Below are 26350 nucleotides of genomic sequence, written 5' to 3'. Positions count from 1 at the left end.
TTATTAACCTTTAAGCTGAGCCAGAGCGCGGTAGTCCGCTCCCAGCGTGGCCTGTAGAACCTCTTTCGGATAATCGTCGGTCACCACCGCTTCGCCCATCCGGCGCAGCAGCACCAGGCGCAAGCGACCGTCGATCACTTTTTTGTCAATTGCCATGTGTTCAAGAAAATCGGCTTCGGTCATCTCTTCCGGCGGAATCACCGGCAGACCGGCACGCTGGAACAGGCGGATGCCGCGATCGCGCTCCTGCTCGCTGATCCAGCCCAGGCGCGCGGACATTTCCAGCGCCATCACGGTACCAGCAGCAACCGCTTCGCCATGCAACCAGACACCATAGCCCATGTGGGTTTCGATGGCGTGGCCAAAGGTGTGGCCGAGATTGAGGGTGGCCCGTACACCGGTTTCTTTCTCGTCGGCGCCGACCACCGCGGCCTTGGCGGCGCAGGAACGCTCGATAGCGTATGTCAGGGCCGTTTGATCCAGCGCACGCAGGGCGTCGACATTGTCTTCGAGCCAGGTCAGGAACGGCTCGTCGCAGATCAGACCGTACTTGATGACCTCCGCCAGGCCCGCCGACAGCTCGCGCGCTGGCAGGGTTTTCAGGGACGCGGTATCGATCAGCACCACGTTCGGCTGATAGAACGCGCCGACCATGTTCTTGCCCAGCGGATGGTTGATGCCGGTCTTGCCGCCCACCGACGAATCGACCTGGGACAGCAGCGTGGTAGGAATCTGGATGAAATCGACGCCGCGCTGATAGCAGGCGGCCGCGAAACCGGCCATGTCGCCGATCACGCCGCCACCGAGGGCGATCACCGTGGTGCGGCGGTCGTGACGGGCGGTCAGCAAGCCGTCGAAGATCAGTTGCAGGGTTTCCCAGTTCTTGAAGGCTTCGCCGTCGGGCAACACCACGGAAACCACCGAAAACTGCGCCAGGCTGCGGGTCAGACGTTCGAGATAGAGCGGCGCAACAGTCTCGTTGGAGATGATTGCCACTTGCCGACCGTGGATATGCGGGGCCAGCAGCTCAGGCTGGTCCAGTAATCCTTCGCCAATGTGAATCGGGTAGCTGCGCTCGCCTAGGTCGACCTTGAGTGTCTGCATGTGTCCCCACAGTGAAGATGGAAGCAGGCGTCCTGCCCTGAATTATTGGTTGTCTGCGGCCTATAGCGGGTATGACGCCGCTCGCACGCCATCCGCCACAACCTCGACGGGTTGTGACAGGACGCCGAGGATAGCGCATTTCGGGCGATGCTTTAACGGGGCGGAAGCTGCGCCAGACGGTCGAGAATGTCGAGTACGACCATGCGCGGTGGCCGCTCGTCGGTTTCCACCACCAGATCGGCGATTTCCCGATAGAGCGGATCACGGATCGCCAGCAGGTCACGCAGGGTTTTCTCGGGATTGGCCGTGCGCAGCAGCGGCCGGTTGCGGTCGCGTGACGTTCGGCCGACCTGCTGCTCGACGGAGGCGTGCAGATAGACCACCCGCCCGCCCTCGTGCAGGGCTTTACGGTTGGCATCGCGCATCACCGCGCCGCCGCCGGTCGCCAGGACCACGCCGTCGAACGCGCACAGCTCGGCGATCATCGCCTGCTCACGGTCACGAAAGCCGGGCTCGCCTTCCTTGTCGAAGATCCACGGGATATTGGCGCCCGTACGCAGTTCAATTTCCTTGTCGGAATCCTTGAACGGCAGGCGCAGCTCTTTGGCCAGTAATCGGCCGATGGTGCTTTTTCCAGCCCCCATCGGTCCTACAAGAATCAAATTTCGCACAGAATCAACGACTCACAGCAATCGCCTGGTTATTCATGATACGCGGAGTGAGAAATACCAGCAGCTCGGATTTTTTCTCCGAAACCACATCACGCCGGAAAAGGCGGCCAAGATACGGCACATCGCCAAGAAATGGCACCTTATCTACAACCTTGCTTTGAGTATTTGAGAAAACCCCGCCAATCACGATGGTCTCGCCGTCGTTCACCAGTACCTTGGCATTGACCTCGTTCTTCTTGATCGGCGGTACGTCCTGCACTTTGTTCAGGTAGTCCGGTTCATCCTTGGTGACTTTCACCTCCATGATGATGCGGTTGTCCGGGGTGATCTGCGGCGTCACCTCCAGCGAAAGCGACGCCTCCTTGAAGGACACCGACGTAGCGCCGCTGGAGCTGGCCTCCTGGTACGGGATCTCGGTGCCCTTGAGGATCTTCGCGGTTTCCTTGTCGGAGGTGACCACCTTGGGCTGCGAGACGATTTCGCCGTTGCCGGTCTTCTCCATCGCGGTCAGCTCAAGGTCGAGCAAGACGTTGTCGGTGATGAACGCGATGCCGATTCCGGAGGTGTTGTTGACCGTGCCCATGTCGACGAACGGCGAGTTGGTGCTGGTGCTGCCCGGCGTACCGATGGTGGTCGAAGAGCCGTTGCTGACCCCGGAAGTGTTCCAGTTGCCCTTGTTCTGGATGGAACCACCCCAGCGCACACCCAGACTCTTGTCGTAATCGACGTTGGCCTCGACGATCCGCGCCTCGATCATCACCTGGCGCACCGGAATATCCAGCTGCGCCACGATCCGCCGCAGCTCGTCGAGGCGATCCTGAGTCTGGTAGGCAATGATGTTGTTGGTCCGCTCATCGACGGTGATCGAACCGCGCTCGTCGACCTTGGCCTCGGCACTGGTGACTGACTGGAACAGCTTGGCGATGTCCGCAGCCTTGGCGTAGTTCACTTGCAGGAGTTCGCGGCGCAGCGGCGCCAGTTCGGCGATCTGCTTCTGCGACTCCAATTCCTGCCGTTCGCGGGCAGCGATTTCATCGGCCGGCGCCACCAGCAACACGTTGCCGACCTTGCGCTTGTCCAGGCCTTTGGTCTTGAGCACCAGATCCAGCGCCTGATCCCACGGCACGTTCTGCAGGCGCAAGGTAATGCCGCCCTGCACCGTGTCGCTGGCCACCAGGTTGAGGTTGGTGAAGTCGGCGATCAGTTGCAGCACCGAACGCACATCGATGTCCTGGAAGTTGAGAGAGAGCTTTTCGCCGTTATAGCTGTTGCGATCGGCGTTGCGCTTTTGCAGGTCATCGACGGTCAAAGGCCGGATGCTGACGGTCAGCTTGTTGTCGGTCTGGTAAGTGGAATAGTCGAAAGTCCCGCTGGGCTCGACGGTGATCGTCGCGCGATCTCCGCTGACACCGGCATTGACGAACTGCACCGGGGTGGCGAAATCCTTGACGTCGAGGCGCACCCGCAGCGGTTCGGGCAATTGGGTACGGGCAAAATTGAGGATGATCTTGCCGTCGTGTTCCTGGATGTCCGGGGCAATGGCCGGATCGGACAAGTCGATGACCACGTTGCCCTCGCCCGCCGTGCCACGCTGGAAATCCACGCCGCGAATGGCCCTGGCGGTCGGCGTATACGTGCGGACCGGCGCCGCAGCAGGTGCTGCGCGCGGTGCACGAGCCGCCGTACGCGGTGCAGCGACTTTGCTGCCCTGCCCGACCACCACGAACACCGTATTGCCTTCGACCCGGGTGTCGTAAGGCGCCAGTTGCGTCAGGCTGATGATCAGCCGCGTCCGGTTATTGGCCTCGACCACCGTGGCTGTGCGGGCATTGCCACTGCCCAGGTCACGGGTCTTGCTCGCCAGTTGACTGGCGACACCCGGCAGATCGAGGGCGATCCGCGCCGGTGAATCGGTGGTGTAGCCCTTGGGCTGCGGAGGCGGGCCGTCGAACGACAGCTTCAGCTCGACCCGGTCGCCCGGCAGTGCCGCGACGTCCAGCGCCTTCAGATTGGCTGCCTGTACCATCGGCGAAAGCAGCGCTATCCATAGCGAAAAACCGAGGGTGGAGAAAATCCTGTTCATTGTTCGACTTCCACTTATGAGTGCTCTTTCAAAGGAATGGTGCGCGGCCGCTCAAGCCAGGCGCCCTGGCCATCCGGAACGATTTCCACCACATCGACCTGTGAAGCGCTGATCGCGATGATGCGCCCGTCATTGCGGCCCAGGTAATCACCGACCTTGAGCCGATGGACTCCGCCCGCACCACGCAACAGCGCGAAGGAGCCGGAGGCGTTGGCAATCGTGCCGACCATTTCAAACTGCTCGATGTTGAAGCCTTCGAGGTATTGCTTGACCCGGTTGGGATCGGGTTTCACGTCACGCGAGCCATGTTTCTGCCCGGCCAGATCGACCCGCAGCTGACGCGAAAACGGACTGCGCAGGTTGGCGGCGCTGTAGGTGAACGTCGGGTAGGAGCGAAATGTCGGGGTCGGTTCGATCTTGCCGGGCGGACGCAGCCGCACCTCATTCATGTAGGCGTCGAGGTCGCTGAAGTCATCGCCGCCACAGCCACTGAGTACCAATAACAATGCCGACAAGGCGATAAAACGGATCGGGCTCATTTTTGCAGCCCCTTGTCGTTGTAGCGGTAGGTCTTGGCGAGAATGCTCATGCGCAATTTCGGCCCGCCTTCGGGATTGGCCGGCGCCAGCTCGAAATCGTGCAGGGTGACGATCCGCGGCAGCCCGGCCACGCCACTGACGAAGGTGGCGAGGTCGTGATAGGCACCGGTCACGGTGATCTGGATGGGCAGTTCGATGTAGAACTGCTGGGTGACCTCCGGCAGCAGCTTGATCTCTTCGAATTCAAGACCGCTGCCCAGTCCGGTGCGGGTGATGTCTTCCAGCAACCCCGGCACTTCGGTGTCACTGGGCAGTTGCCGCAACAGCACGCCGAACGAGTTTTCCATCTCCTTCATCTGTTGGGTGTACAGCTCGAGATTGGCCGCCATGTGCGCCTTGCTTGCGAACTGCTCCTTGAGGGTAATTTCCTCTTCGCGCTTGAGCTCGAGCTGGCTCTCCAGGTCGCTGATGAAAAAGTTATAGCCAAGCGCCAGGACCAGCACCATCAACAGCCCGCCGGCCAGACCTTTTACCGCTGGCGGCCAGGAACCGATGTTGCTGGTGTTCAGGTCGTTGAAATCGACATTGCGCAGGCTTTCCAGCCACTCGGACGGCTTCATTGGTCGCCCTCCTCGAGCCGGGGTCGAGTCTGGCGCACCGTCAGCTGAAAAACGTTGGCCTGATCCACTTGCCCGGCGGTGGTGGCTTTCACTTCATTGAGGTTGGGCGCATCGAACCAGTCGGAAGCGTCAAGGTTGCGCATCAGGTCGGACACCCGATTGTTGGACTCCGCCGCACCGCTGATCGACAGGGTCTTGCCGACCATTTTCACGTCGGTGAAATACACCCCGTCGGGCAAGGTGCGCGCCAGCTGATCGAAGATCCGCCCGCTGATCTGCCGGTTGCCCTGCAAGTCCTGGATGATGCGCATGCGCTCCACCAGTTGCTGGCGATGGGCCTTGAGGTCGCTGATCTGTTTGATCCGCTCGTCGACCACGGCGATCTGCCTGCCGATGTAGTCATTGCGCGCGACCTGCCGTGCAATGCCGGCACTGATGATCTGATCGGCGATGAGCACTGCCCCCACCGAACCGACCACCACACCGGTCAAGGCCAGCAGGAAGCGTTTGCGCCGCTCTTCGCGGCGCTCCTCGCGCCAGGGTAAAAGGTTGATCCGCGCCATCAGTCGAAACTCCTGAGCGCGAGCCCGCAGGCAATCATCAGGGCCGGCGCATCGCTCGCCAGGGCCCCGGCGTTGACCTTGCTGCTCAAGGCCATGTCGGAAAACGGGTTGGCGACCTGGGTCGGGGTATTCAGGCGTTCCTCGATCAGCCGGTCCAGCCCGGGCACCGACGCCGTGCCGCCCGCCAGCAGAATATGGTCAACGGCGTTGTACTGGCCGGAAGCGAAAAAGAACTGCAGGGAGCGCGACACCTGCTGTACCAGCGCCTCGCGAAACGGTTGCAGCACCTCGCTGACGTAGTCGTCCGGCAAGCCGCCCTGCTTCTTGGCGAGCCCCGCCTGCTCAAGGGTCAGGCCATAACGGCGCTGGATTTCCTCGGTCAGTTGTCGACCGCCGAACAGTTGTTCGCGGGTGTAGATGATCCGGCCGTTGTGCAGGACGCTGAGGGTAGTCATGGTGGCGCCGATATCGACCACGGCCACTGTCAGCCGATCCTGGGACGCGGCGAGTTGGGTGGCCAGCAGGCCGAACGAGCGCTCCAGTGCATAGGCTTCGACATCCACCACTCGCGCGGTCAGCCCGGCGAGGGCGAGTGCCGCCTCGCGGACTTCGACGTTTTCCTTGCGACAGGCGGCCAGCAGCACGTTGACCCGCTCGGGGTTGCGCGGCGAAACGCCCTGGACTTCAAAGTCGATGGCGACCTCGTCCAGCGGATAGGGAATGTATTGATCGGCCTCGATCTTGAGCTGGTTTTCCAGCTCGTCGTCGGACAGCCCGGCGTCCATCTCGATGACCTTGGTGATCACCGCCGAGCCGGCCACTGCCACCGCCACGGTTTTCAACCCGGTGCGCGCCTTGACCAGCACTCGGGACAGGGCCTGGCCGACGCCTTCGAGCTCGGCGATATTCTTTTCGACCACGGCACTCGCCGGCAACGGCTCCACCGCGTACGCCTCGACCCGGTAGCGCTCACCTTGGCGGCTCAGCTCCAGCAGCTTCACCGAAGTGGAGCTGATGTCGATCCCCAGTAACGTATTGGCCTTTTTATTGAAGAGTCCTAGCACTACCAATTCCCTATGACTATCCGTGAGTTACGGACTCTGTAATGCGCATTGCGTTCCCTCGCCCCGTCTTGACAGAAGCGCAAATGACGCCCCCAGCGGAAAAGTGCTTATAATGCCCAGCGTTTTTTTCCGCTTTTTACTGCCGGCGCGGGTCGTTCTGTGTGTTACCCGGAACCCTGTCGCCCAATTCATTCTTTGCCGTGGATGTCCAAAAGCCTTGATTCGTCTGCTGAAATTTTTCGGTTGGTCCATCGTCGCCGTTTTCTGCGGACTGCTTTTAGGTCTCAGCGGCGCGTTTCTTTACCTTAGTCCGGGTTTGCCATCTGTGGAGGCGCTGAGAAGCATTCAGTTGCAGATTCCGCTCCGGGTGTACAGCAGCGACAACAAGTTGATCGCAGAATTTGGCGAAATGCGCCGCACACCGATCCGTTTCGCCGACATTCCCCCCAATTTCATCAATGCGTTACTAAGTGCTGAAGACGACAACTTCGCCAACCACTACGGCGTCGATCCGAGCAGCCTGATGCGGGCCGCGACCCAACTGGTCAAGAGCGGGCATATCCAGTCCGGCGGCAGCACCATCACCATGCAGGTGGCGAAGAACTTCTTCCTGACCAGCGAACGCAGCTTCTCGCGCAAGACCACGGAAATCCTTCTGGCCCTGCAGATCGAACGCCAGCTGACCAAGGACGAGATCCTTGAGCTGTATGTGAACAAGATCTATCTGGGCAACCGCGCCTACGGCATCGAGGCGGCGGCGCAGGTGTATTACGGCAAGTCGATCCGCGAAGTCAGCCTGGCGCAGATGGCGATGATCGCCGGCCTGCCGAAAGCCCCGTCGCGCTTCAACCCGCTGGCCAACCCGGCGCGCAGCAAGGAGCGTCGCGACTGGATCCTCGGCCGCATGTACAAGCTCGGCAAGATCACCGAAGCCGACTACACCGCCGCGATCAACGAACCGCTGAATGCCAGCTATCACGTGCCGACCCCGGAAGTGAACGCGCCGTACATCGCCGAAATGGCCCGCGCCGAAATGGTCGGCCGCTACGGCAGCGACGCCTATACCGAAGGTTTCCGCGTCACCACCACGGTGCCGAGCAACCTTCAGGAAATGGCCAACACCGCGCTGCACGAAGGCCTGATGACCTACGACCAGCGTCACGGCTACCGTGGTCCTGAATCCCGCCTGCCGGGCAAGACCCGTGAAGCCTGGGCCACCGAACTGACCAAGCAGCGCACCATCAGCAGCCTCGAACCGGCCATTGTCACCCAGGTCGACAAGAACGGCCTGCAGGTGCTGACCCGCACCGGTGAAGAGCACGTGGCGTGGGACACCATGAAATGGGCCCGTCCGTTCCTCAATACCAACAGCATGGGCGCCGCACCGCGCCAGCCATCGGATGTGGCGCAGGTCGGCGATCTGGTGCGCGTACAGCGCCAGCCTAACAATTCGCTGAAGTTCAGCCAGATTCCGCAGGCCCAGGGCGCGCTGGTGTCGCTGGATCCGCAGAACGGCGCGATCCGTTCGCTGGTCGGCGGTTTCGCCTTCGAGCAGAGCAACTACAACCGCGCGATGCAGGCCAAGCGTCAGCCGGGCTCGAGCTTCAAGCCGTTCGTCTACAGCGCCGCGCTGGATAACGGCTACACCGCCGCCAGCCTGGTCAACGACGCGCCGATCGTGTTCGTCGACGAGTACCTGGACAAGGTCTGGCGTCCGAAGAACGACACCAACACCTTCCTCGGCCCGATCCGTTTGCGTGAAGCGCTGTACAAATCGCGCAACCTGGTTTCGATCCGCCTGCTGCAAGCCATGGGCGTAGGCAAGACCATCGACTACATCACCCGCTTCGGCTTCAACAAGCAGGACCTGCCGCCAAACCTGTCCCTGGCACTGGGCACCGCGACCCTGACGCCGATGGAGATCGCCACCGGCTGGAGCACCTTCGCCAACGGCGGCTACAAGATCACCCCGTACATCATCGACAAGATCGAAAGCCGCAATGGCGACACGCTGTTCGTCGCCAACCCGCCGACCGTACCGCAGGGCGGCGCGGCCACCGACGGTATTGCTGCGCCCGCCACTCAGGCATTCACGGTCAATGCAGCGCCGGTTCCGGGTGAAGCGCCTGGCAGCGCCGCTGTGCCGCAAGCACCGGCAGTCGCCGAGCGCATCGTCGATGGCCGTACTACTTACATCCTCAACAGCATGCTGCAGGACGTGATCAAGCTCGGCACCGGTCGTCGCGCACTGGCCCTGGGCCGCAGCGACATCGCCGGCAAGACCGGTACCACCAACGAATCCAAGGATGCGTGGTTCTCCGGCTACAACGCCGATTACGTGACCACCGTGTGGACCGGTTTCGACCAGCCGGAAAGCCTCGGTCGCCGGGAGTTCGGCGGCACCGTGGCACTGCCGATCTGGATGAACTACATGGCCGCCGCGCTCAAGGACAAGCCACCGCATGTCCAGCCGGAGCCGGAAGGCATCCTCAGCCTGCGGGTGGACCCGGTCAGCGGTCGTGCGGCATCGCCGAGCACACCGGGCGCGTACTTCGAGCTGTTCAAGGCCGAAGACACGCCACCATCGGTCAACGAGATCGGCAATGGCGCAGTGCCGGGTAGCCCGCTGCCGGCGGATGAACAGGCGCCGATCGACTTGTTCTGATCCTGAAGCAGCAAAAAGCCCCGCCTTCGATTGAAGTGCGGGGCTTTTTATTGCCTGTTGATTTTGTGTTGTCTGGGCCGGCCTTTTCGCGGGCAAGCCCGCTCCCACAGGGTTTTGTGGCGTTCACAACTGGAGCGTACACCCGGTTACTGTGGGAGCGGGCTTGCCCGCGAAGAGGCCCTTAAGATCACCCCAAAATCAACAGACACAAAAAAAGCCCCGACTCTCACGAGCCGGGGCTTTCGGTTGAAGCGCTACAACGACTTAGCCGTTGAACACGTCATCCACGCTTTTCAGCGGGTAGTTCTTCGGATACGGCAGGGTCGCCACACCGGTCTCGATCGCAGCCTTGGCCACGGCGTCGGAGATCACGGTGATCAGGCGCTTGTCCATTGGCTTCGGAATGATGTACTCACGGCCGAATTCCAGGGAGATACCGCCGTAGGCGTCGCACACTTCCTGTGGGACCGGCAGCTTGGCCAGTTCGCGCAGGGCGTTGGCGGCAGCGATCTTCATTTCTTCGTTGATGCGCTTGGCGCGAACGTCCAGGGCACCACGGAAGATGAACGGGAAGCCCAGTACGTTGTTGACCTGGTTCGGGTAGTCCGAACGGCCGGTGGCCATGATCACGTCGTTACGGGTGGCGTGAGCCAGTTCCGGGGAGATTTCCGGATCCGGGTTGGAGCAGGCGAAGACGATCGGGTTGGCCGCCATGCGCTTGAGTTGCTCGGCGCTCAGCAGGTTCGGGCCCGACAGGCCGACGAATACGTCAGCGCCTTCGATGGCGTCATCCAGGGTGCGCTTCTCGGTAGGGTGAGCGAACACAGCCTTGTACTGGTTCAGGTCGTCACGGCCAGCGTGGATCACGCCAGTACGGTCAACCATGAAGATGTTCTCGACCTTGGCGCCCATGCTCACCAGCAACTTCATGCAGGAGATGGCGGCTGCACCAGCGCCCAGGCAGACGATCTTGGCGTCGGCCAGGGTTTTGCCAGCGATTTCCAGGGCGTTGATCATGCCCGCAGCGGTCACGATCGCGGTGCCGTGCTGGTCATCGTGGAAGACCGGAATGTCGCACTGCTCGATCAGAGCGCGTTCGATCTCAAAGCACTCAGGTGCCTTGATGTCTTCCAGGTTGATGCCACCGAAGGTGATGGAGATGCGTTTTACGGTGTCGATGAAGGCTTGCGGGCTTTCGGAGTCGACTTCGATGTCGAAGACGTCGATGCCGGCGAAGCGCTTGAACAGCACGCCTTTACCTTCCATCACTGGCTTGGAAGCCAGTGGGCCGAGGTTACCCAGACCCAGAATCGCGGTGCCATCGGAAATGACTGCAACCAGGTTGCCCTTGCCGGTGTACTTGTAGGCCAGTTCAGGATCGCGGGCGATCTCGCGCACTGGTTCAGCTACGCCGGGGCTGTAGGCCAGCGACAGGTCGCGGGCGGTAGCAGTGGCCTTGGTGAGCTCGACACTCAGCTTTCCTGGACGAGGATTGGCATGATATTCGAGAGCGGCAGTTTTCAGATCAGACATTTTGGCATTCCGCTTTTTACTGTTGGACAGACTGGTCAGCGAGGATACGCGCCTCGCAAAGTCCCCACAAGACTGCCCGGTCACCCCTGTCAAGCGCCCTGCCCTAAGACTTTGGGCCAAGAGCCACGGCGCACAAGGCCTGGACTGTTCACAATCGACAGAAAAAATGTCTACAACTTTTTCTTCAGCGGGACGGCTGGAGCATCGCAGGATCGGTCAGCGGCAACAGCCAGCGCGCCTGACCTGATTTCAGTCCACCGCGCCGGGAACGGTCGACCACCCAGCCACGAGCCTCGATCTGCTTGCCCTTCAACGCCAGCAGAGAGGCGCCATCGAAGCGATCCAGCAAATTGGGTGCAACGCGCAGTACAAGCTTGTCCTGCAACTCGATCCAGATTCCGCCGCGATTGCGCTGAACCTTGCTCACACGACCGCTGACCAGGGCGAAACCCGAGCGCTCGATCTGCTCTGCTTTCAGTACAGGCGAGCGCTTCCAAAGGCCGAGCCCGGCCTGTCGCGCATGGCTTTCGGCGGCTTGCTGGCAATCGACAAGATCGACATTTGGCGCCACCGCGACCTGGAAACCGAGGCCATCGGCGAGCATCTGCGCTTCGAGGTTCTCACCCCTGGCGCTGAAAACATGGGCCAGGGTTCGGCCGTAACGGTCCTTGGACTCGGAGCCGAGTCGCAGGCCAACCCGCCCGTCGCTCTCGGCGACCAGGACTTCAAGGCGCTTGCGCGCCGCCACCGCGAACGGCTCGTCACTGCGACCCTGCTTGCCGAGTTCGGGCGTATTGAGGCCGATCATCCGCACATTGCGCCCGTCATTCAGGCGCAGAGTGTCGCCGTCGACCACCCGCTGCACCGTGACGCTGTCCAGCCCGGACGGCGCCGGGCAGAAGGCCTGGGCGGCGGAAAGCCAAATCGCGGACACAAAAAAGGCGCCCGCAAGGGACGCCTTTTTCATCAGACCGGAAAAGCCGCTGAGGTTTTCCAGAATGAAGGGCCTTAGGCCTTTTTCGCGCCGAAAGCACCGAAACGGTCGGCGAACTTCTGAACGCGACCACCGGTGTCCAGAGTCTTCTGCTTACCGGTGTAGAACGGGTGGCACTCGTTGCAAACGTCGATCGCCAGGGCTTTGCCGAAGGTCGAACGGGTTTCGAACTTGTTGCCGCAGCTGCAAGTTACTGCAACTTCTGGGTAATTCGGGTGGATATCGGCTTTCATGGTGTTTTCCTCAGCTGGCGTGCCGCCATCCAACACGATTGTTGAATACCGCACGTAATTAGGCCGCGGATTCTACCAGACAATCCCGATCACGCAAGCTGTCACTGAGACCGACCGTCTGCTAGGCTCCCGGCCCATTGCGCGTTCCCTGTGGGAGCGAGCTTGCTCGCGAAGGCGATCTATCAGCAACATATCAGCCGCCTGACACACCGTTTTCGCGAGCAAGCTCGCTCCCACAGATTGAATACCAATCCCTTTTATCGTTGCTATCGAGAATCCCCCGCGTGCCCGACGCCATTCTGCGCCTCGCCCTGCCTTCGCCCCTGCGCCGCCTGTTCGACTATCGGGCCCCGGCCGGCGTGCTGCGTTCGCAGTTGCAACCGGGCATGCGCCTGCGGGTGCCGTTCGGCCGGCGGGAGATGATCGGGATTCTGGTGGAAGTCACAGACACCAGCGAAGTACCGGTGGAAAAGCTCAAACCGGCACTGGCCCTGCTCGACGCCACCGCGCCGCTGCCGCCGGCGCTGTTCAAGCTGTGCCTGTGGACGGCTCAGTATTATCAGCACAGCCTCGGCGACACCCTGAGCTGGGCATTGCCGGTGCTGTTGCGCCAAGGCGAACTGGCCGAGGTTCGGCAGGAACGCTTCTGGTCCGCTGCTCCCGGCGCCAGCCTCGATGACCCGCGCATCGCCCGCGCCCCGCGCCAGCGTGAAGCCCTGGCAACACTGGCCCAGCATCCCCACGGCGTCGCCCATCAGTTGCTGAGCAAACTGATGCTGAGCAAGGACAGCCTCGATCTGCTGCTGGCCAAGGATCTGGTGCAAGTCGAAGTGCGCCGCCACGCCCCCGGCGCGCGCCACGAACATTGGCTGGCCCAACCGGAGCTGCCGCTCAACAGCGAACAGCGCGCCGCGTACGAGGCGATTCGCGCCGGGTTCGACAGTTATCACGCGTTCCTGCTCGCCGGTGTCACCGGCAGCGGCAAGACCGAAGTCTATTTGCAGTTGATCCGCGAAACCCTCGAGGCCGGCAAGCAGGCGCTGGTGCTGATTCCGGAGATCAACCTCGGCCCGCAGACCCTCGCCCGCTTCGAACAACGCTTCAATGCACGCATCGCCCTGCTGCACTCGGCGGTCAACGATCGTGATCGTCTGGATGCCTGGCTCGCCGCCCGTGACGGAGAAGCCGACATTATTATCGGTACCCGTTCGGCGCTGTTCACCCCGATGAAGAATCCGGGGCTGATCATCATCGACGAAGAACACGACGGCTCCTATAAACAGCAGGAAGGCCTGCGCTACCACGCGCGGGATCTGGCGCTGGTACGCGCGCGGCAGGAAAACATCCCGATCGTGCTCGGTTCCGCGACGCCATCGCTGGAAAGCCTGCACAACGCCTACACCGGCCGCTACGGACTCCTACGCCTGAACGAGCGGGCCGGCGGCGCCAAACAGCCACGTTTCCTGCGCCTGGATGTAAAAAGTCGTCCACTGGACAGCGGCATTTCCGGGCCGATGCAGCAAGCCATCGGCCAGACCCTCGCCGCCGGCCAGCAGGTGCTGGTGTTCCTTAACCGCCGGGGTTTTGCTCCGACACTCCTGTGCCATGACTGCGGCTGGATGTCCGAATGCCAGCGCTGCGATGCGCGGATGACCGTGCACCAGCGCTACGGCGAATTGCGCTGCCACCACTGCGGCTACGTCGAGCGCGTGCCGCGCCAGTGCCCGAAGTGCAACAAGGTCGATCTGCGACCCGTGGGCGCCGGCACCGAGCGGGCCGAGGAACGGCTGGCGATTCTGTTCCCGGATTACCCGGTGCTGCGCGTCGACCGCGACAGCACGTCGCGCAAGGACGCGATGAACCAGTTGTTCGCCACGATCCAGAAAGGCCAGCCGTGCATTCTGGTCGGCACCCAGATGTTGGCCAAGGGGCACCACTTCCCTCGGGTGACGCTGGTGTCGATCCTCGATGCCGACGGCGGGCTGTTTTCCGGCGACTTCCGCGCCAGCGAGCGTATGGCACAACTGATCGTGCAGGTCGCCGGGCGCGCCGGGCGGGCGGAAGAGCCGGGCAAGGTGATCATCCAGACGCATCTGGCCGACCATCCTTTATTGGTGCAACTGACCGAGCAGGGTTACTTCGCCTTCGCCGAACAGGCCCTCAGCGAACGCCGCGCTGCGGGGCTGCCGCCGTTCTCGCATCTGGCGCTGTTGCGCGCCGAAGCGCACAAGCCGGGGCAGGCCGAAGGTTTTCTCGATGAAGCCTGCAGCGAGGCCGAGCGCTTGCTGGCCGAGCAGAACCTGACCGGCATTGAACTGCTGGGACCCGTACCGGCACCGATGGAACGTCGGGCCGGACGCTTTCGCGCGCAGCTGCTTTTGCAGGCCACGGCCCGGGCGCCGCTGCACCGCTTGCTGGCGAGCTGGTTGCTGGTGCTGGAACAGATGCCAAGCGGCCGGGCGGTGCGCTGGTCGCTGGATGTCGACCCTGTCGATTTGTATTGACCTGACGCTCGCCTTCGCGAGCAAGCTCGCTCCCACAGGGAAATGTATTCCAGGGTGGGAGCGAGCCTGCTCGCAAAAGCAGTCATTTGTCACCACACATCCACATCCTGCCTGCTAAGGTTGGCAAGCCCGTCTTCGCAACGGATAATGCCCAGTTTTTCCACCCGCGCATCGATGCGCCGCCGCGCTTGCGGTCGAAAGAGAAGACCATGAAAGACACCATTCGCCAGCTGATCCAACAAGCCCTCACCCAACTCGTCAACGAAGGTGTGTTGCCTGAAGGCCTGACGCCGGCGATCCAGGTGGAAAACGCCCGGGACAAGACCCATGGCGACTTCGCCAGCAACATCGCGATGATGCTGGCCAAGCCTGCGGGCATGAAGCCGCGCGATCTGGCGGAAAAAATCATCGCCGCCCTGCCGGCTGACGAGAACGTCACCAAGGCCGAAATCGCCGGCCCCGGCTTCATCAACTTCTTCCAGAACACCCAAGCGCTGGCCTCGCGCCTCGACGCCGCACTGGCCGACGCTCACGTTGGCGTGCGCAAGGCTGGCCCGGCGCAACGCACCGTCGTCGACCTGTCGGCACCGAACCTGGCCAAAGAGATGCACGTCGGCCACCTGCGTTCGACCATCATCGGCGACGGCGTGGCGCGGGTGCTCGAATTCCTCGGCGACACCGTGATCCGTCAGAACCACGTCGGCGATTGGGGCACCCAGTTCGGCATGCTGATGGCCTACCTGCAGGAAAACCCGATCACCAGCGACGAGCTGTCGGACCTGGAAAACTTCTACCGTGCCGCCAAGCAGCGCTTTGACGAATCCCCGGAATTCGCCGACCGCGCCCGTGGCCTGGTGGTCAAGTTGCAGGCCGGCGACGCCGAATGCCTGGCGCTGTGGACCAAGTTCAAGGACATCTCGCTGTCGCACTGCCAGAAGATCTACGAATTGCTCAACGTCAAACTGACCATGGCCGACGTGATGGGCGAAAGCGCCTACAACGACGACCTGATCAACGTGGTCAACGACCTGAAAGCCGCCGGCATGCTGGTTGAAAGCAACGGCGCCCAGTGTGTGTTCCTCGACGAATTCAAGAACGCCGAAGGCGAGCCACTGCCGGTGATCATCGTCAAGGCTGACGGCGGCTACCTGTATGCCACCACCGACCTGGCCGCCGTGCGCTACCGCAGCGGCAAGCTGAAAGCCGATCGCGCGCTGTACTTCGTCGACCAGCGTCAGGCCCTGCACTTCCAGCAAGTGTTCGCCGTGGCGCGCAAGGCCGGTTTCGTGACCCATCCGATGGAAATGGAGCACATGGGTTTCGGCACCATGAACGGCGCCGATGGCCGTCCGTTCAAGACCCGTGACGGCGGCACCGTGAAGCTGATCGACCTGCTGACCGAAGCGCAGGAACGTGCCTACAGCCTGGTGAAGGAAAAGAACCCGACACTGGCCGAAGACGAACTGCGTGCGATCGCCAAAGTGGTCGGCATCGGCGCGGTGAAATACGCCGACCTGTCGAAGCACCGCACCAGCGACTACAGCTTCAACTTCGACCTGATGCTCAACTTCGAAGGCAACACCGCGCCGTACCTGCTGTACGCCTACACCCGCGTGGCCGGCGTGTTCCGCAAACTGGGCAAGGATTTCAGCGAAGTCGACGGCCAGATCGTCCTCGAAGCGGCGCACGAGCAGGAACTGGCGGCCAAACTGGCGCAGTTCGGTGAAGTGCTGAACAACGTTGCGGAAAAGGGCACGCCACACACCCTGTGCACTTACCTGTACGACGTTGCCGGCCTGTTCTCCAGCTTCTACGAGAACTGCCCGATCCTCGCCGCCGACACCCCGGCACAAATGCAAAGCCGTCTGCGCCTCGCCGCGCTGACCGGCCGTACCCTCAAGCAAGGCCTGGAACTGCTCGGCCTGGAAACCCTGGAGCGCATGTAAGTTGGCTGCCAAGAAAAAACCTGCACCCAAGCGTGGCGCCAGCCGTTACCAAGCTCCTGCAAAGCAACCGATCCCGGGCTGGCTGTGGATGGCCATCGGCCTGACGGTCGGCGCGTTCATCGTATTCCTGATGAAACTGGAACCGGGCAAGGGCAGCGACACAGTCAAGCGCGAGAAGATCGAGCAACAGCAGCAACAGAAAGCCACCAAGATCGCCGAGGCCAACAAGACTCCGCCGAGCCCGACGCAACCGGTGAAGCCGAAGTACGACTTCTACACCCTGCTGCCGGAATCGGAAGTGATCGTGCCGCCTGATGCCGTGCCGGAGAAAACCCTGCCGACGCCACAAGTGCCGGCGATCCCGACTACGCCGGTAACCCCGGCGGAAGCGGCGAAGATCGACACGGCGCGTGCACAGGCTGCACTGGCCGGGATCACCCCGCCACCAGCGCCGCCGGTGACCAAGGCTGCACCGGTGACCAAGTTCTTCCTGCAGGCCGGGTCGTTCCGCAAGGAAACCGATGCCGACAAGGTCCGCGCGCAGATCATTCTGCTCGGCCAGGCGGTCGCGGTTGAATCCGGGACGGTCAAGGATGAAACCTGGTACCGCGTACTGGTCGGCCCGTTCAGCAACCGCGAACAGCTGACCACCGCCCAGAAACAACTGGCGGGCGCCGGCTTCAGCAACCTGTTGTTACAACAACGCCAGAGCCGCTAACAACTCCCCACTGATCGTTCCCACGCTCTGCGTGGGAACGCAGCCCGGGACGCTCCGCGTCCCTTGCCGCAGGGACGCGGAGCGTCCATTGAGGCATTCCCACGCGGAGCGTGGGAACGATCATGTCGTTCTGCGTAGGAACGATCATGTACAAAGCACCGCTCGTCCCCTCTCCCGCCCCGCAGTTGAAATCCTCTCCACCACCCCCATATGAATGGGCATAAGGCATTTTCGCCCCGCAGTGTGGAGACTCTTCCCTTGACCACCATCGTTTCAGTCCGCCGCCACGGCAAAGTCGTCATGGGCGGCGACGGCCAGGTTTCTCTCGGCAACACCGTGATGAAAGGCAACGCGAAGAAAGTTCGTCGCCTGTACCACGGCGAAGTCATCGCCGGTTTCGCCGGTGCCACCGCCGACGCCTTTACCCTGTTCGAACGTTTCGAAGGCCAGCTTGAAAAGCACCAGGGTCACCTGGTTCGCGCCGCCGTCGAACTCGCCAAAGAATGGCGCACCGACCGTTCCCTGAGCCGCCTCGAAGCGATGCTCGCGGTCGCCAACAAGGACGCCTCGCTGATCATCACCGGCAACGGTGACGTGGTCGAACCCGAAGACGGCCTGATCGCCATGGGTTCCGGTGGCGCCTATGCGCAAGCCGCCGCCAGCGCCCTGCTGAAGAAGACCGACCTGTCGGCCCGTGAAATCGTCGAGACCGCTCTCGGCATCGCCGGCGACATCTGTGTATTCACCAACCACACCCAGACCATTGAGGAGCAGGATCTCGCTGAATAAGCCTGACGCGGCCCCTGTGCCACGGCTTGTTTCTGCTTGAGGACCGTCAATTATTATGTCCATGACTCCCCGCGAAATCGTCCACGAACTCAATCGCCACATCATCGGCCAGGACGATGCCAAGCGCGCCGTCGCAATTGCCCTGCGCAACCGCTGGCGCCGCATGCAGCTGCCTGAAGAGCTGCGCGTTGAAGTGACCCCGAAGAACATCCTGATGATCGGCCCGACCGGTGTCGGTAAAACCGAAATCGCCCGTCGCCTGGCCAAACTCGCCAACGCGCCGTTCATCAAGGTCGAAGCGACCAAGTTCACCGAAGTCGGCTACGTCGGCCGTGACGTCGAATCGATCATCCGTGATCTGGCCGATGCTGCGATCAAGATGCTGCGCGAGCAGGAAATGACCCGCGTTCGCCACCGCGCCGAAGACGCCGCCGAGGACCGTATCCTCGACGCCCTGCTGCCACCGGCACGCATGGGCTTCAGCAACGAGGAAGCGCCGAGCCAGGACTCCAACACCCGCCAGCTGTTCCGCAAGCGCCTGCGCGAAGGTCAGCTGGACGACAAGGAAATCGAGATCGAAGTCGCCGAGATGGCCGGCATCGAAATCGCCACGCCCCCGGGCATGGAAGAGATGACCAACCAGCTGCAGTCCCTGTTCGCCAACATGGGCAAGGGCAAGAAGAAGTCGCGCAAGCTCAAGGTCAAGGAAGCGCTGAAACTGGTACGCGACGAAGAAGCCGGTCGCCTGGTCAACGAAGAAGAGTTGAAGGCCAAGGCTCTGGAAGCGGTCGAGCAGCACGGCATCGTGTTCATCGACGAGATCGACAAGGTCGCCAAGCGCGGCAATGTCGGCGGCGCCGATGTGTCCCGCGAGGGCGTGCAACGTGACCTGCTGCCGCTGATCGAAGGCTGCACCGTCAACACCAAGCTGGGCATGGTCAAGACCGACCACATCCTGTTCATCGCCTCCGGTGCGTTCCACCTGAGCAAGCCGAGCGATCTGGTGCCGGAGCTGCAAGGCCGTCTGCCGATCCGCGTCGAACTCAAGGCCCTGAGCCCGCAGGACTTCGAACGCATCCTCAGCGAACCGCACGCTTCGCTCACCGAGCAGTACTGCGCGCTGCTGAAAACCGAAGGCCTGAACATCCAGTTCCAGCCGGAAGGCATCAAGCGTCTGGCGGAGATCGCCTGGCAGGTCAACGAGAAGACCGAGAACATCGGTGCCCGTCGCCTGCACACGCTGCTCGAGCGTCTGCTGGAAGAGGTGTCGTTCAGTGCCGGCGATCTGGCCAGCGCCCACGACGACAAGGCGATCCTGATCGACGCCGAGTACGTCAACAGCCACCTGGGCGAATTGGCGCAGAACGAAGATCTGTCCCGTTATATCCTGTAAGCCATACTTACAGCAGTAGCGGACCCTGTGGGAGCGAGCTTGCTCGCGAAGAGGCCGTGTCAGTCAACATCAATGTTGTCTGACACACCGCTTTCGCGAGCAAGCTCGCTCCCACACTTGCTCAAGGGTCGCCCACACTTCGGACGCCAGCCCATGACCCAACTCCCCACCGACATCAAACTGCACAAAGCCTCGAAAACCCTGTCGCTCAAATACGCGTCGGGTGAGGAGTACACCCTGCCCGCCGAATTCCTGCGCGTGCATTCCCCCTCCGCCGAGGTCCAGGGCCACGGCAAACCGATCCTGCAATTCGGCAAGCTTCATGTCGGCCTGAGCAAGGTAGAACCGGCCGGTCAGTACGCACTGAAACTGACCTTCGACGACGGTCACGACAGCGGCCTGTTCACCTGGGATTATCTGTACGAACTGGGGCGACGTCATGACGCACTCTGGGCGGATTATCTGGCCGAGCTCAAAGCCGCCGGCAAAACCCGTGACCCGGACCAGTCCGTCGTCAAGCTGATGCTCTAGTCCGCGCCTCGGACTGTTTAGAGGGCATTTTCTAGATTCATCTGTTTGAATGCTCCGCTAAAGCGGCCCGGGATCGGCTGCTTGCGAAAAAAATCAATCTCGGGTAACCAATGGAACTGGCAAGTTCCCTGCAATGCTCTACGACTGTAAAGCAGCTATGCAGAATCAACGGTCACCCGAGCAGTAGTACCTGGCATTGGCTGTGGAACTGCACAGCAGAAAACCGGGTACTCGTCTCAGGACAATGGAGCGTCGTAGATGAGTAACAAGAATAACGATGATTTGAAGTACCAGGCCTCGGAGAACACCCTGGGGCTGAATCCTGTCGTTGGGCTTCGCGGAAAGGATCTGCTGGCCTCTGCTCGAATGGTGCTGACCCAGGCCATCAAACAACCGATCCATAGTGTCAAACACGTCACCCAGTTCGGCCTCGAACTGAAGAACGTGCTGTTCGGCAAATCAGACCTGCAACCGGCGGGCGATGACCGTCGCTTTGTCGATCCGGCGTGGAGTCAGAACCCGCTGTACAAACGTTATCTGCAAACCTACCTGGCATGGCGCAAGGAACTCCATGCCTGGATCGACGACAGCAGCCTCTCGCCCAAGGACATCGCGCGCGGCCACTTCGTGATCAACCTGATGACCGAGGCCATGGCGCCGACCAACACGGCGGCGAATCCGGCGGCGGTCAAACGCTTCTTCGAGACCGGCGGCAAGAGCCTGCTCGACGGCCTCTCGCACCTGGCCAAGGATCTGGTACACAACGGCGGCATGCCGAGCCAGGTCAACATGGGCGCGTTCGAGGTCGGCAAGAGCCTGGGCGTGACCGAAGGCGCGGTGGTGTTTCGCAACGACGTGCTGGAGCTGATCCAGTACAAGCCGATCACCGAGCAAGTGCACGAGCGTCCGCTGCTGGTGGTGCCGCCGCAGATCAACAAGTTCTATGTATTCGACCTGAGCCCGGACAAGAGCCTGGCGCGTTTCTGCCTGCGCAACAATGTGCAGACTTTCATCGTCAGCTGGCGCAACCCGACCAAGGAACAGCGCGAGTGGGGCCTCTCGACCTACATCGAAGCCCTGAAGGAAGCCGTCGACGTGGTCACCGCGATCACCGGCAGCAAGGACGTCAACATGCTCGGCGCCTGCTCCGGCGGCATTACCTGCACCGCCCTGCTCGGCCACTACGCGGCGATCGGCGAGAACAAGGTCAACGCCCTGACCCTGCTGGTCAGCGTGCTCGATACAACGCTGGACAGCGACGTCGCGCTCTTCGTCGACGAGCAGACCCTGGAGACCGCCAAGCGCCATTCGTACCAGGCCGGCGTGCTCGAAGGCAAAGACATGGCCAAGGTCTTCGCCTGGATGCGCCCCAATGATCTGATCTGGAACTACTGGGTCAACAACTATCTGCTCGGCAACGAGCCGCCGGTGTTCGACATCCTGTTCTGGAACAACGATACGACTCGACTGCCGGCCGCGTTCCACGGCGACCTGATCGAGATGTTCAAAAACAACCCACTGACCCGCCCCGATGCACTGGAAGTGTGCGGCACGCCGATCGACCTCAAGCAGGTGACCGCCGACATCTTCTCGCTGGCCGGCACCAACGACCACATCACGCCGTGGAAGTCCTGCTACAAGTCGGCGCAGCTGTTTGGCGGCAAGGTCGAGTTCGTGCTGTCGAGCAGCGGGCATATCCAGAGCATTCTGAACCCGCCAGGCAACCCGAAATCGCGCTACATGACCAGCGATGAAATGACCGCCAATGCCGATGACTGGCAGGAAAACTCGACCAAGCACGCCGACTCTTGGTGGCTGTACTGGCAGGCGTGGCAGGCGGCGCGTTCGGGCGAGCTGAAAAAGGCGCCGACCAAACTGGGCAACAAGGCGTATCCGGCAGGCGAAGCTTCACCGGGCACTTACGTTCACGAGCGGTAACCGACACCTGAAGTAACTGTGGGAGCGGCGGTTCGACGATTCGACTTGCCGCGATAGCGGTATATCAGTCGACATATTGGCTGAAGCTGCCACCGTCATCGCGGGCAAGCCCGCTCCCACAGGGTTCGAGGTGGAACATAGAATTTGCGACCCACAGGGCCTTGAAGCATGCCGCACCCGTTCATCTTTCGAACTGTCGAGCTGGATGGCCAGACCATCCGCACGGCGGTCCGCCCCGGCAAGCCTCACTTGACGCCCTTGCTGATATTCAACGGCATCGGCGCCAACCTGGAGCTGGTGTTTCCTTTTGTCGCGGCACTGGATCCGGACCTGGAAGTGATCGCCTTCGACGTGCCCGGTGTCGGTGGTTCCTCGACGCCTAGCCGGCCGTATCGTTTTCCTGGGCTGGCGAAACTCACTGCGCGGATGCTCGATTACCTCGACTACGGACAGGTCAACGTGATCGGCGTGTCCTGGGGTGGCGCGCTGGCGCAGCAGTTCGCCTACGACTATCCCGAGCGCTGCAAGAAGCTGGTGCTGGCGGCGACCGCTGCCGGTGCGGTGATGGTGCCGGGCAAGCCGAAAGTGCTGTGGATGATGGCCAGTCCACGGCGCTACATTCAGCCGTCCCATGTGATCCGCATCGCCCCGATGATCTACGGCGGTTCGTTCCGCCGCGACCCGACACTCGCCGCCAGCCATGCGGCCAAGGTGCGTTCGGCGGGCAAGCTCGGCTACTACTGGCAGCTGTTCGCGGGCCTTGGCTGGACCAGCATTCACTGGCTGCACAAGATCCACCAGCCGACGCTGGTGCTGGCCGGTGACGACGATCCGCTGATCCCGCTGATCAACATGCGCATGCTCGCCTGGCGAATCCCCAACGCGCAGCTGCATATCATCGACGACGGGCATCTGTTCCTGATTACCCGGGCCGAGGCGGTGGCGCCGATCATCATGAAATTCCTCCAGGAGGAACGTCAGCGTGCGGTGATGCATCCGCACCCGACACCGCTGGGCGGATAACCGGCCCGACACGGTTTTCTGGACAGTTCCTTGCAAAGCTTTTTGAACATGCGTGGCAGGACGCCTCGCAGGCAACAACCCGTAACAGCGTCTATGGTGTTCTGGTTCGGTGAGTTTGTTTTTGGCCTGAAGACGAAGGAGTGTTGAGTCATGCGTGACAAACCAGCGACGGGCGTCGTGCCCAGCCCCGCCGTGTTCATCAATGCACAGAGTGCCATGACCGGTCTGCGCGGCCGGGACCTGATCTCGACCTTGCGCAGCGTGGCTGCCCACGGCTTGCGCAATCCGATCCACAGTGCAAAACACGCCTTGAAGCTGGGGGGCGCGCTCGGACGCGTGCTGCTCGGCGAAACCCTGCACCCGACCAATCCTCAGGACAGCCGCTTCGCCGATCCGGCGTGGAGCCTCAACCCTTTCTATCGGCGCAGCCTCCAGGCCTATCTGGCCTGGCAGAAACAGGTCAAGAGCTGGATCGACGAAAGCAACATGAGCGACGACGACCGCGCCCGCGCGCACTTCGCCTTCACCCTGCTCAACGACGCCGTGGCGCCCTCCAACACATTGCTCAATCCGCTGGCGGTCAAGGAACTGTTCAATTCCGGCGGCCACAGCCTGGTGCGCGGACTGAGCCATCTGTTCGATGATCTATTACACAACGACGGCCTGCCACGGCAGGTGACCAAACAGGCTTTCGAAGTCGGCAAGACCGTCGCCACCACCACCGGCTCGGTGGTGTTTCGCAATGAAATGCTAGAGCTGATCCAGTACAGACCAATGAGCGAAAAGCAGTATTCGAAACCGCTGCTGGTGGTGCCGCCGCAAATCAACAAGTACTACATTTTCGACCTCAGCCCGAGTAACAGCTTCGTCCAGTTTGCGCTGAAGAACGGTTTGCAGACCTTCATGATCAGCTGGCGCAACCCGGATGTGCGGCATCGCGAATGGGGCCTGTCGACCTACGTCGAAGCCGTGGAAGAAGCGATGAACATCTGCCGGGCGATCACCGGCGCCCGCGAGGTCAACCTGATGGGCGCCTGCGCCGGCGGGCTGACCATCGCGGCGCTGCAAGGGCATCTGCAGGCCAAGCGGCAGTTGCGTCGGGTCTCCAGCGCCACCTATCTGGTGAGCCTGCTCGACAGTGAGATGAACACCCCGGCCACCCTGTTTGCCGATGAGCAAACGCTCGAAGCGGCCAAGCGGCGCTCCTATCAGAAGGGCGTGCTGGACGGTCGCGACATGGCCAAGGTGTTCGCCTGGATGCGCCCCAACGATCTGATCTGGAGTTATTTCGTCAATAACTACCTGCTGGGCAAGGAGCCGCCGGCGTTCGACATCCTCTACTGGAACAACGACAGCACCCGCCTGCCCGCCGCGTTTCATGGCGACATTCTGGACTTCTTCAAGCACAACCCGTTGACCCATCCAGGTGGCCTGGAAGTGTGCGGCACGCCGATCGACCTGCAAAAGGTCACGGTCGACAGTTTCAGCGTGGCCGGGATGAACGACCACATCACGCCGTGGGACGCGGTGTATCGCTCGACCCTGTTGCTGGGCGGCGAGCGGCGCTTCGTGCTGTCCAACAGCGGCCACGTGCAGAGCATCCTCAACCCGCCGGGCAACCCGAAAGCCAACTATGTCGAGAACGGAAAGCTCAGCGGTGATCCGCGCGCCTGGTACTACGACGCCAAAAAAGTCGATGGCAGCTGGTGGCCGCAGTGGCTGGAGTGGGTGCAACAGCGCTCCGGCACCCTGCACGAAACCCGGATGACCCTCGGCAACGCCAATTATCCACCGATGGAAGCGGCACCCGGCACCTATGTGCGTGTGCGCTGACTGACTCAAGCCCTTTTAAGAAGACTGGATGAAAACAAGCGAACGGATCCTCGAATGTGCCCTGCAGTTGTTCAATGAAAAGGGCGAGCCGAACGTCTCCACCATGGAGGTTGCCAATGAAATGGGGATCAGCCCCGGCAACCTCTACTACCACTTCCACGGCAAGGAACCGCTGATTCTCGGACTGTTCGAGCGCTTCCAGAACGACCTCGCCCCGCTGCTCGACCCGCCCGCCGATGTCGAACTGGCGCCGGAGGATTACTGGCTGTTCCTGCACCTGATCGTCGAACGGCTGGCGCAGTACCGCTTTCTGTTCCAGGACCTGTCGAACCTGGCCGGACGCCTGCCGAAACTGGCCAAGGGCATTCGCCAGTTCCTCAACGTGCTCAAGCGCACGCTGGCGTCATTGCTCGCACGGTTGAAGGCGTCTGGGCAACTGGTCAGCGACACTCAGGCGCTGGGGCAACTGGTGGAGCAGATCACCATGACGCTGCTGTTCTCGCTGGACTATCAGCGGATTCTTGATCGCGAAGGGGAAGTGCGGCTGGTGGTGTACCAGATCATGATGCTGGTGGCGCCGCACCTGTTGCCGCCGGTGAAGGTGGCGACGGAGAGGATGGCTTTGCAGTATCTCGAAGATCACGAGTAACCCCAAAGCCCCCTCTTCCTTGGGGAGAGGGGGAAGTTTTAAATCGCCCAAACAAAAACGCCCGACCTACACAGGCCGGGCGTTTTCTTGAGCCCTGAAAAATCAGGACTGACTGGTTGGCGTCGACGGAGTCGATGCAGCAGTCGGAGCAGGCGCCGGGGTTGGAGCCGAGGCGGAGTTCGACGTGCTTGCCAGTGCTTGCGGCGTGGTCACCGGTTTTGGCGCAGCTGGTTTCGGTGCAGCAGCTTTCGGCGCGGCCGGTTTTTTCACTGCCGGTTTTTTCGCCGCAGCCGGTTTGGCGGCGGTCTTGGCAGCGGGTTTGGCGGCAGCGGTTTTCGCTGCTGGCTTGGCCGCAGGTTTGGCGGCTGGTTTTGCAGCTGGCTTGGCGGCAACCGGTTTGGCCGCGGCTTTCGCTGCAGGCTTGGCGGCAGCGGTTTTGGCTGCTGGTTTTGCGGCCGGTTTGGCGGCGGCTTTAGCCAGTGGCTTGGCAGCGGTTTTGGCCGCCGGCTTGGCTGCTGCGGTTTTGGCCGCGACAGGCTGAGCTTTCAGACCGGTGAGTTTCTCGATCTGCTTGGTCAGGGTATCGACCTTTTTGTGCAGATCCTTCACCTCGTTGCGGCTCGGTACGCCAAGGCGCGAAATCGCACTGTTCAGACGCTTGTCGAAAGCCCCTTCCAGCTGATCCCAGGTGCCCAGCGCGCGATCTTTCACGCCGCTGATGCGCGATTTTGCCGAGCTTGCAGAATCCTTGGCAGCATCGACTTTCTTGCCGACTGCAGCCTTGGTGAGCTTCTCGGCTTTCTCGCCGTCTTTGACCAATGTATCGAAGAGCTTGCTGCCGTCAGTGTCGATCTTCGAGTACACGCCTAAACCAGCCAGCCAGATCTTGCGGGAATAGTCTTCGACTTTTCCGATCCACGAGCTGCCTTCTTTATCGGTGTTCTTTTTACCAGCCAT

22 protein-coding genes are annotated in these 26350 nt (G+C 61.7%); 11 read left to right on the top strand and 11 right to left on the bottom strand.

The genetic code is table 11. The features are described from left to right. Positions 1–3: 3 nt before the first annotated feature. The 7 genes from aroB to IHQ43_RS02145 all read right to left on the bottom strand — a co-directional run bounded on the left by aroB (position 4) and on the right by IHQ43_RS02145 (position 6644). Positions 4–1104, bottom strand: a complete 1101-nt coding sequence (gene aroB, locus IHQ43_RS02175) for a 3-dehydroquinate synthase (RefSeq protein ID WP_011332082.1) — start codon at positions 1102–1104, stop codon at positions 4–6. Between the two features lie 152 nt (positions 1105–1256). After that, on the bottom strand, positions 1257–1775 hold the full coding sequence (aroK, locus tag IHQ43_RS02170) for a shikimate kinase AroK (protein WP_011332081.1): 519 nt from the start codon (positions 1773–1775) through the stop codon (positions 1257–1259). Between the two features lie 4 nt (positions 1776–1779). Next, entirely contained in the window at positions 1780–3858 is a 2079-nt protein-coding gene (locus tag IHQ43_RS02165) for a type IV pilus secretin PilQ (RefSeq protein ID WP_192563216.1), read from the bottom strand. Between the two features lie 14 nt (positions 3859–3872). After that, a complete protein-coding gene (locus IHQ43_RS02160) occupies positions 3873–4397 on the bottom strand; it encodes a pilus assembly protein PilP (RefSeq protein WP_192563215.1) in 525 nt (174 codons plus the stop codon). Beyond that, entirely contained in the window at positions 4394–5017 is a 624-nt protein-coding gene (gene pilO, locus IHQ43_RS02155; protein ID WP_192563214.1) for a type 4a pilus biogenesis protein PilO, read from the bottom strand. The genes IHQ43_RS02160 and pilO overlap by 4 nt, the downstream gene beginning before the upstream one ends. After that, complete coding sequence (locus IHQ43_RS02150) at positions 5014–5580, bottom strand: PilN domain-containing protein (protein WP_192563213.1); 567 nt, start codon at positions 5578–5580, stop codon at positions 5014–5016. Before IHQ43_RS02150 ends, pilO begins: the two co-directional genes overlap by 4 nt. Continuing rightward, positions 5580–6644, bottom strand: a complete 1065-nt coding sequence (locus IHQ43_RS02145; RefSeq protein ID WP_007952389.1) for a pilus assembly protein PilM — start codon at positions 6642–6644, stop codon at positions 5580–5582. Before IHQ43_RS02145 ends, IHQ43_RS02150 begins: the two co-directional genes overlap by 1 nt. A gap of 217 nt (positions 6645–6861) precedes the next feature. On the opposite strand from IHQ43_RS02145, the gene IHQ43_RS02140 reads away from it, so the two are divergent. Then, on the top strand, positions 6862–9309 hold the full coding sequence (locus IHQ43_RS02140; protein WP_192563212.1) for a penicillin-binding protein 1A: 2448 nt from the start codon (positions 6862–6864) through the stop codon (positions 9307–9309). Positions 9310–9573: 264 nt separating this feature from the next. Here the strand turns inward: IHQ43_RS02140 and IHQ43_RS02135 are convergent, their stop codons facing one another. The 3 genes from IHQ43_RS02135 to rpmE form a co-directional block, all read right to left on the bottom strand. Beyond that, positions 9574–10842, bottom strand: a complete 1269-nt coding sequence (locus tag IHQ43_RS02135) for a malic enzyme-like NAD(P)-binding protein (RefSeq protein WP_007952395.1) — start codon at positions 10840–10842, stop codon at positions 9574–9576. A gap of 184 nt (positions 10843–11026) precedes the next feature. Further along, on the bottom strand, positions 11027–11809 hold the full coding sequence (locus IHQ43_RS02130) for a thermonuclease family protein (RefSeq protein WP_192563211.1): 783 nt from the start codon (positions 11807–11809) through the stop codon (positions 11027–11029). Between the two features lie 41 nt (positions 11810–11850). Then, positions 11851–12069 carry a 50S ribosomal protein L31 gene (gene rpmE / locus IHQ43_RS02125; RefSeq protein ID WP_007952398.1) on the bottom strand — a complete coding sequence of 73 codons (219 nt, stop codon included), beginning with the start codon at positions 12067–12069 and terminating at the stop codon, positions 11851–11853. Between the two features lie 284 nt (positions 12070–12353). Here rpmE and IHQ43_RS02120 point away from each other — a divergent pair, with 284 nt between their 5' ends. The 10 genes from IHQ43_RS02120 to IHQ43_RS02075 all read left to right on the top strand — a co-directional run bounded on the left by IHQ43_RS02120 (position 12354) and on the right by IHQ43_RS02075 (position 25393). Beyond that, positions 12354–14573, top strand: a complete 2220-nt coding sequence (locus IHQ43_RS02120; RefSeq protein WP_192563210.1) for a primosomal protein N' — start codon at positions 12354–12356, stop codon at positions 14571–14573. A 209-nt stretch (positions 14574–14782) separates the two neighbouring features. Further along, positions 14783–16519: an arginine--tRNA ligase gene (argS, locus tag IHQ43_RS02115; RefSeq protein WP_102718298.1), complete on the top strand. Its 1737-nt coding sequence runs from the start codon at positions 14783–14785 to the stop codon at positions 16517–16519. A gap of 1 nt (position 16520) precedes the next feature. Next, positions 16521–17237 carry an SPOR domain-containing protein gene (locus IHQ43_RS02110; RefSeq protein ID WP_011332070.1) on the top strand — a complete coding sequence of 239 codons (717 nt, stop codon included), beginning with the start codon at positions 16521–16523 and terminating at the stop codon, positions 17235–17237. Between the two features lie 258 nt (positions 17238–17495). Further along, the gene (gene hslV, locus IHQ43_RS02105; RefSeq protein WP_003196958.1) at positions 17496–18026 is read left to right on the top strand and encodes an ATP-dependent protease subunit HslV; all 531 of its coding nucleotides are present in this window, start codon (positions 17496–17498) and stop codon (positions 18024–18026) included. Between the two features lie 55 nt (positions 18027–18081). Then, the gene (gene hslU / locus IHQ43_RS02100; RefSeq protein WP_192563209.1) at positions 18082–19419 is read left to right on the top strand and encodes an ATP-dependent protease ATPase subunit HslU; all 1338 of its coding nucleotides are present in this window, start codon (positions 18082–18084) and stop codon (positions 19417–19419) included. A gap of 153 nt (positions 19420–19572) precedes the next feature. After that, positions 19573–19950 carry a gamma-butyrobetaine hydroxylase family protein gene (locus tag IHQ43_RS02095; protein ID WP_192563208.1) on the top strand — a complete coding sequence of 126 codons (378 nt, stop codon included), beginning with the start codon at positions 19573–19575 and terminating at the stop codon, positions 19948–19950. Positions 19951–20208: 258 nt separating this feature from the next. Beyond that, on the top strand, positions 20209–21888 hold the full coding sequence (gene phaC, locus IHQ43_RS02090) for a class II poly(R)-hydroxyalkanoic acid synthase (protein WP_192563207.1): 1680 nt from the start codon (positions 20209–20211) through the stop codon (positions 21886–21888). Positions 21889–22056: 168 nt separating this feature from the next. Continuing rightward, positions 22057–22911 carry a poly(3-hydroxyalkanoate) depolymerase gene (gene phaZ, locus IHQ43_RS02085; RefSeq protein WP_007952412.1) on the top strand — a complete coding sequence of 285 codons (855 nt, stop codon included), beginning with the start codon at positions 22057–22059 and terminating at the stop codon, positions 22909–22911. A 150-nt stretch (positions 22912–23061) separates the two neighbouring features. Next, complete coding sequence (phaC, locus tag IHQ43_RS02080; protein ID WP_192563206.1) at positions 23062–24744, top strand: class II poly(R)-hydroxyalkanoic acid synthase; 1683 nt, start codon at positions 23062–23064, stop codon at positions 24742–24744. Between the two features lie 28 nt (positions 24745–24772). After that, positions 24773–25393 carry a TetR/AcrR family transcriptional regulator gene (locus tag IHQ43_RS02075; protein ID WP_007952414.1) on the top strand — a complete coding sequence of 207 codons (621 nt, stop codon included), beginning with the start codon at positions 24773–24775 and terminating at the stop codon, positions 25391–25393. Between the two features lie 102 nt (positions 25394–25495). Here the strand turns inward: IHQ43_RS02075 and IHQ43_RS02070 are convergent, their stop codons facing one another. Next, positions 25496–26350, bottom strand: a complete 855-nt coding sequence (locus IHQ43_RS02070) for a phasin family protein (protein ID WP_192563205.1) — start codon at positions 26348–26350, stop codon at positions 25496–25498.

Source organism: Pseudomonas gozinkensis (assembly GCF_014863585.1).
Taxonomy (GTDB): Bacteria; Pseudomonadota; Gammaproteobacteria; order Pseudomonadales; family Pseudomonadaceae; genus Aquipseudomonas; species Aquipseudomonas gozinkensis.
Note: the sequence above shows the minus strand (reverse complement) of the source record. Positions and strands in the feature narration are given on the sequence as shown.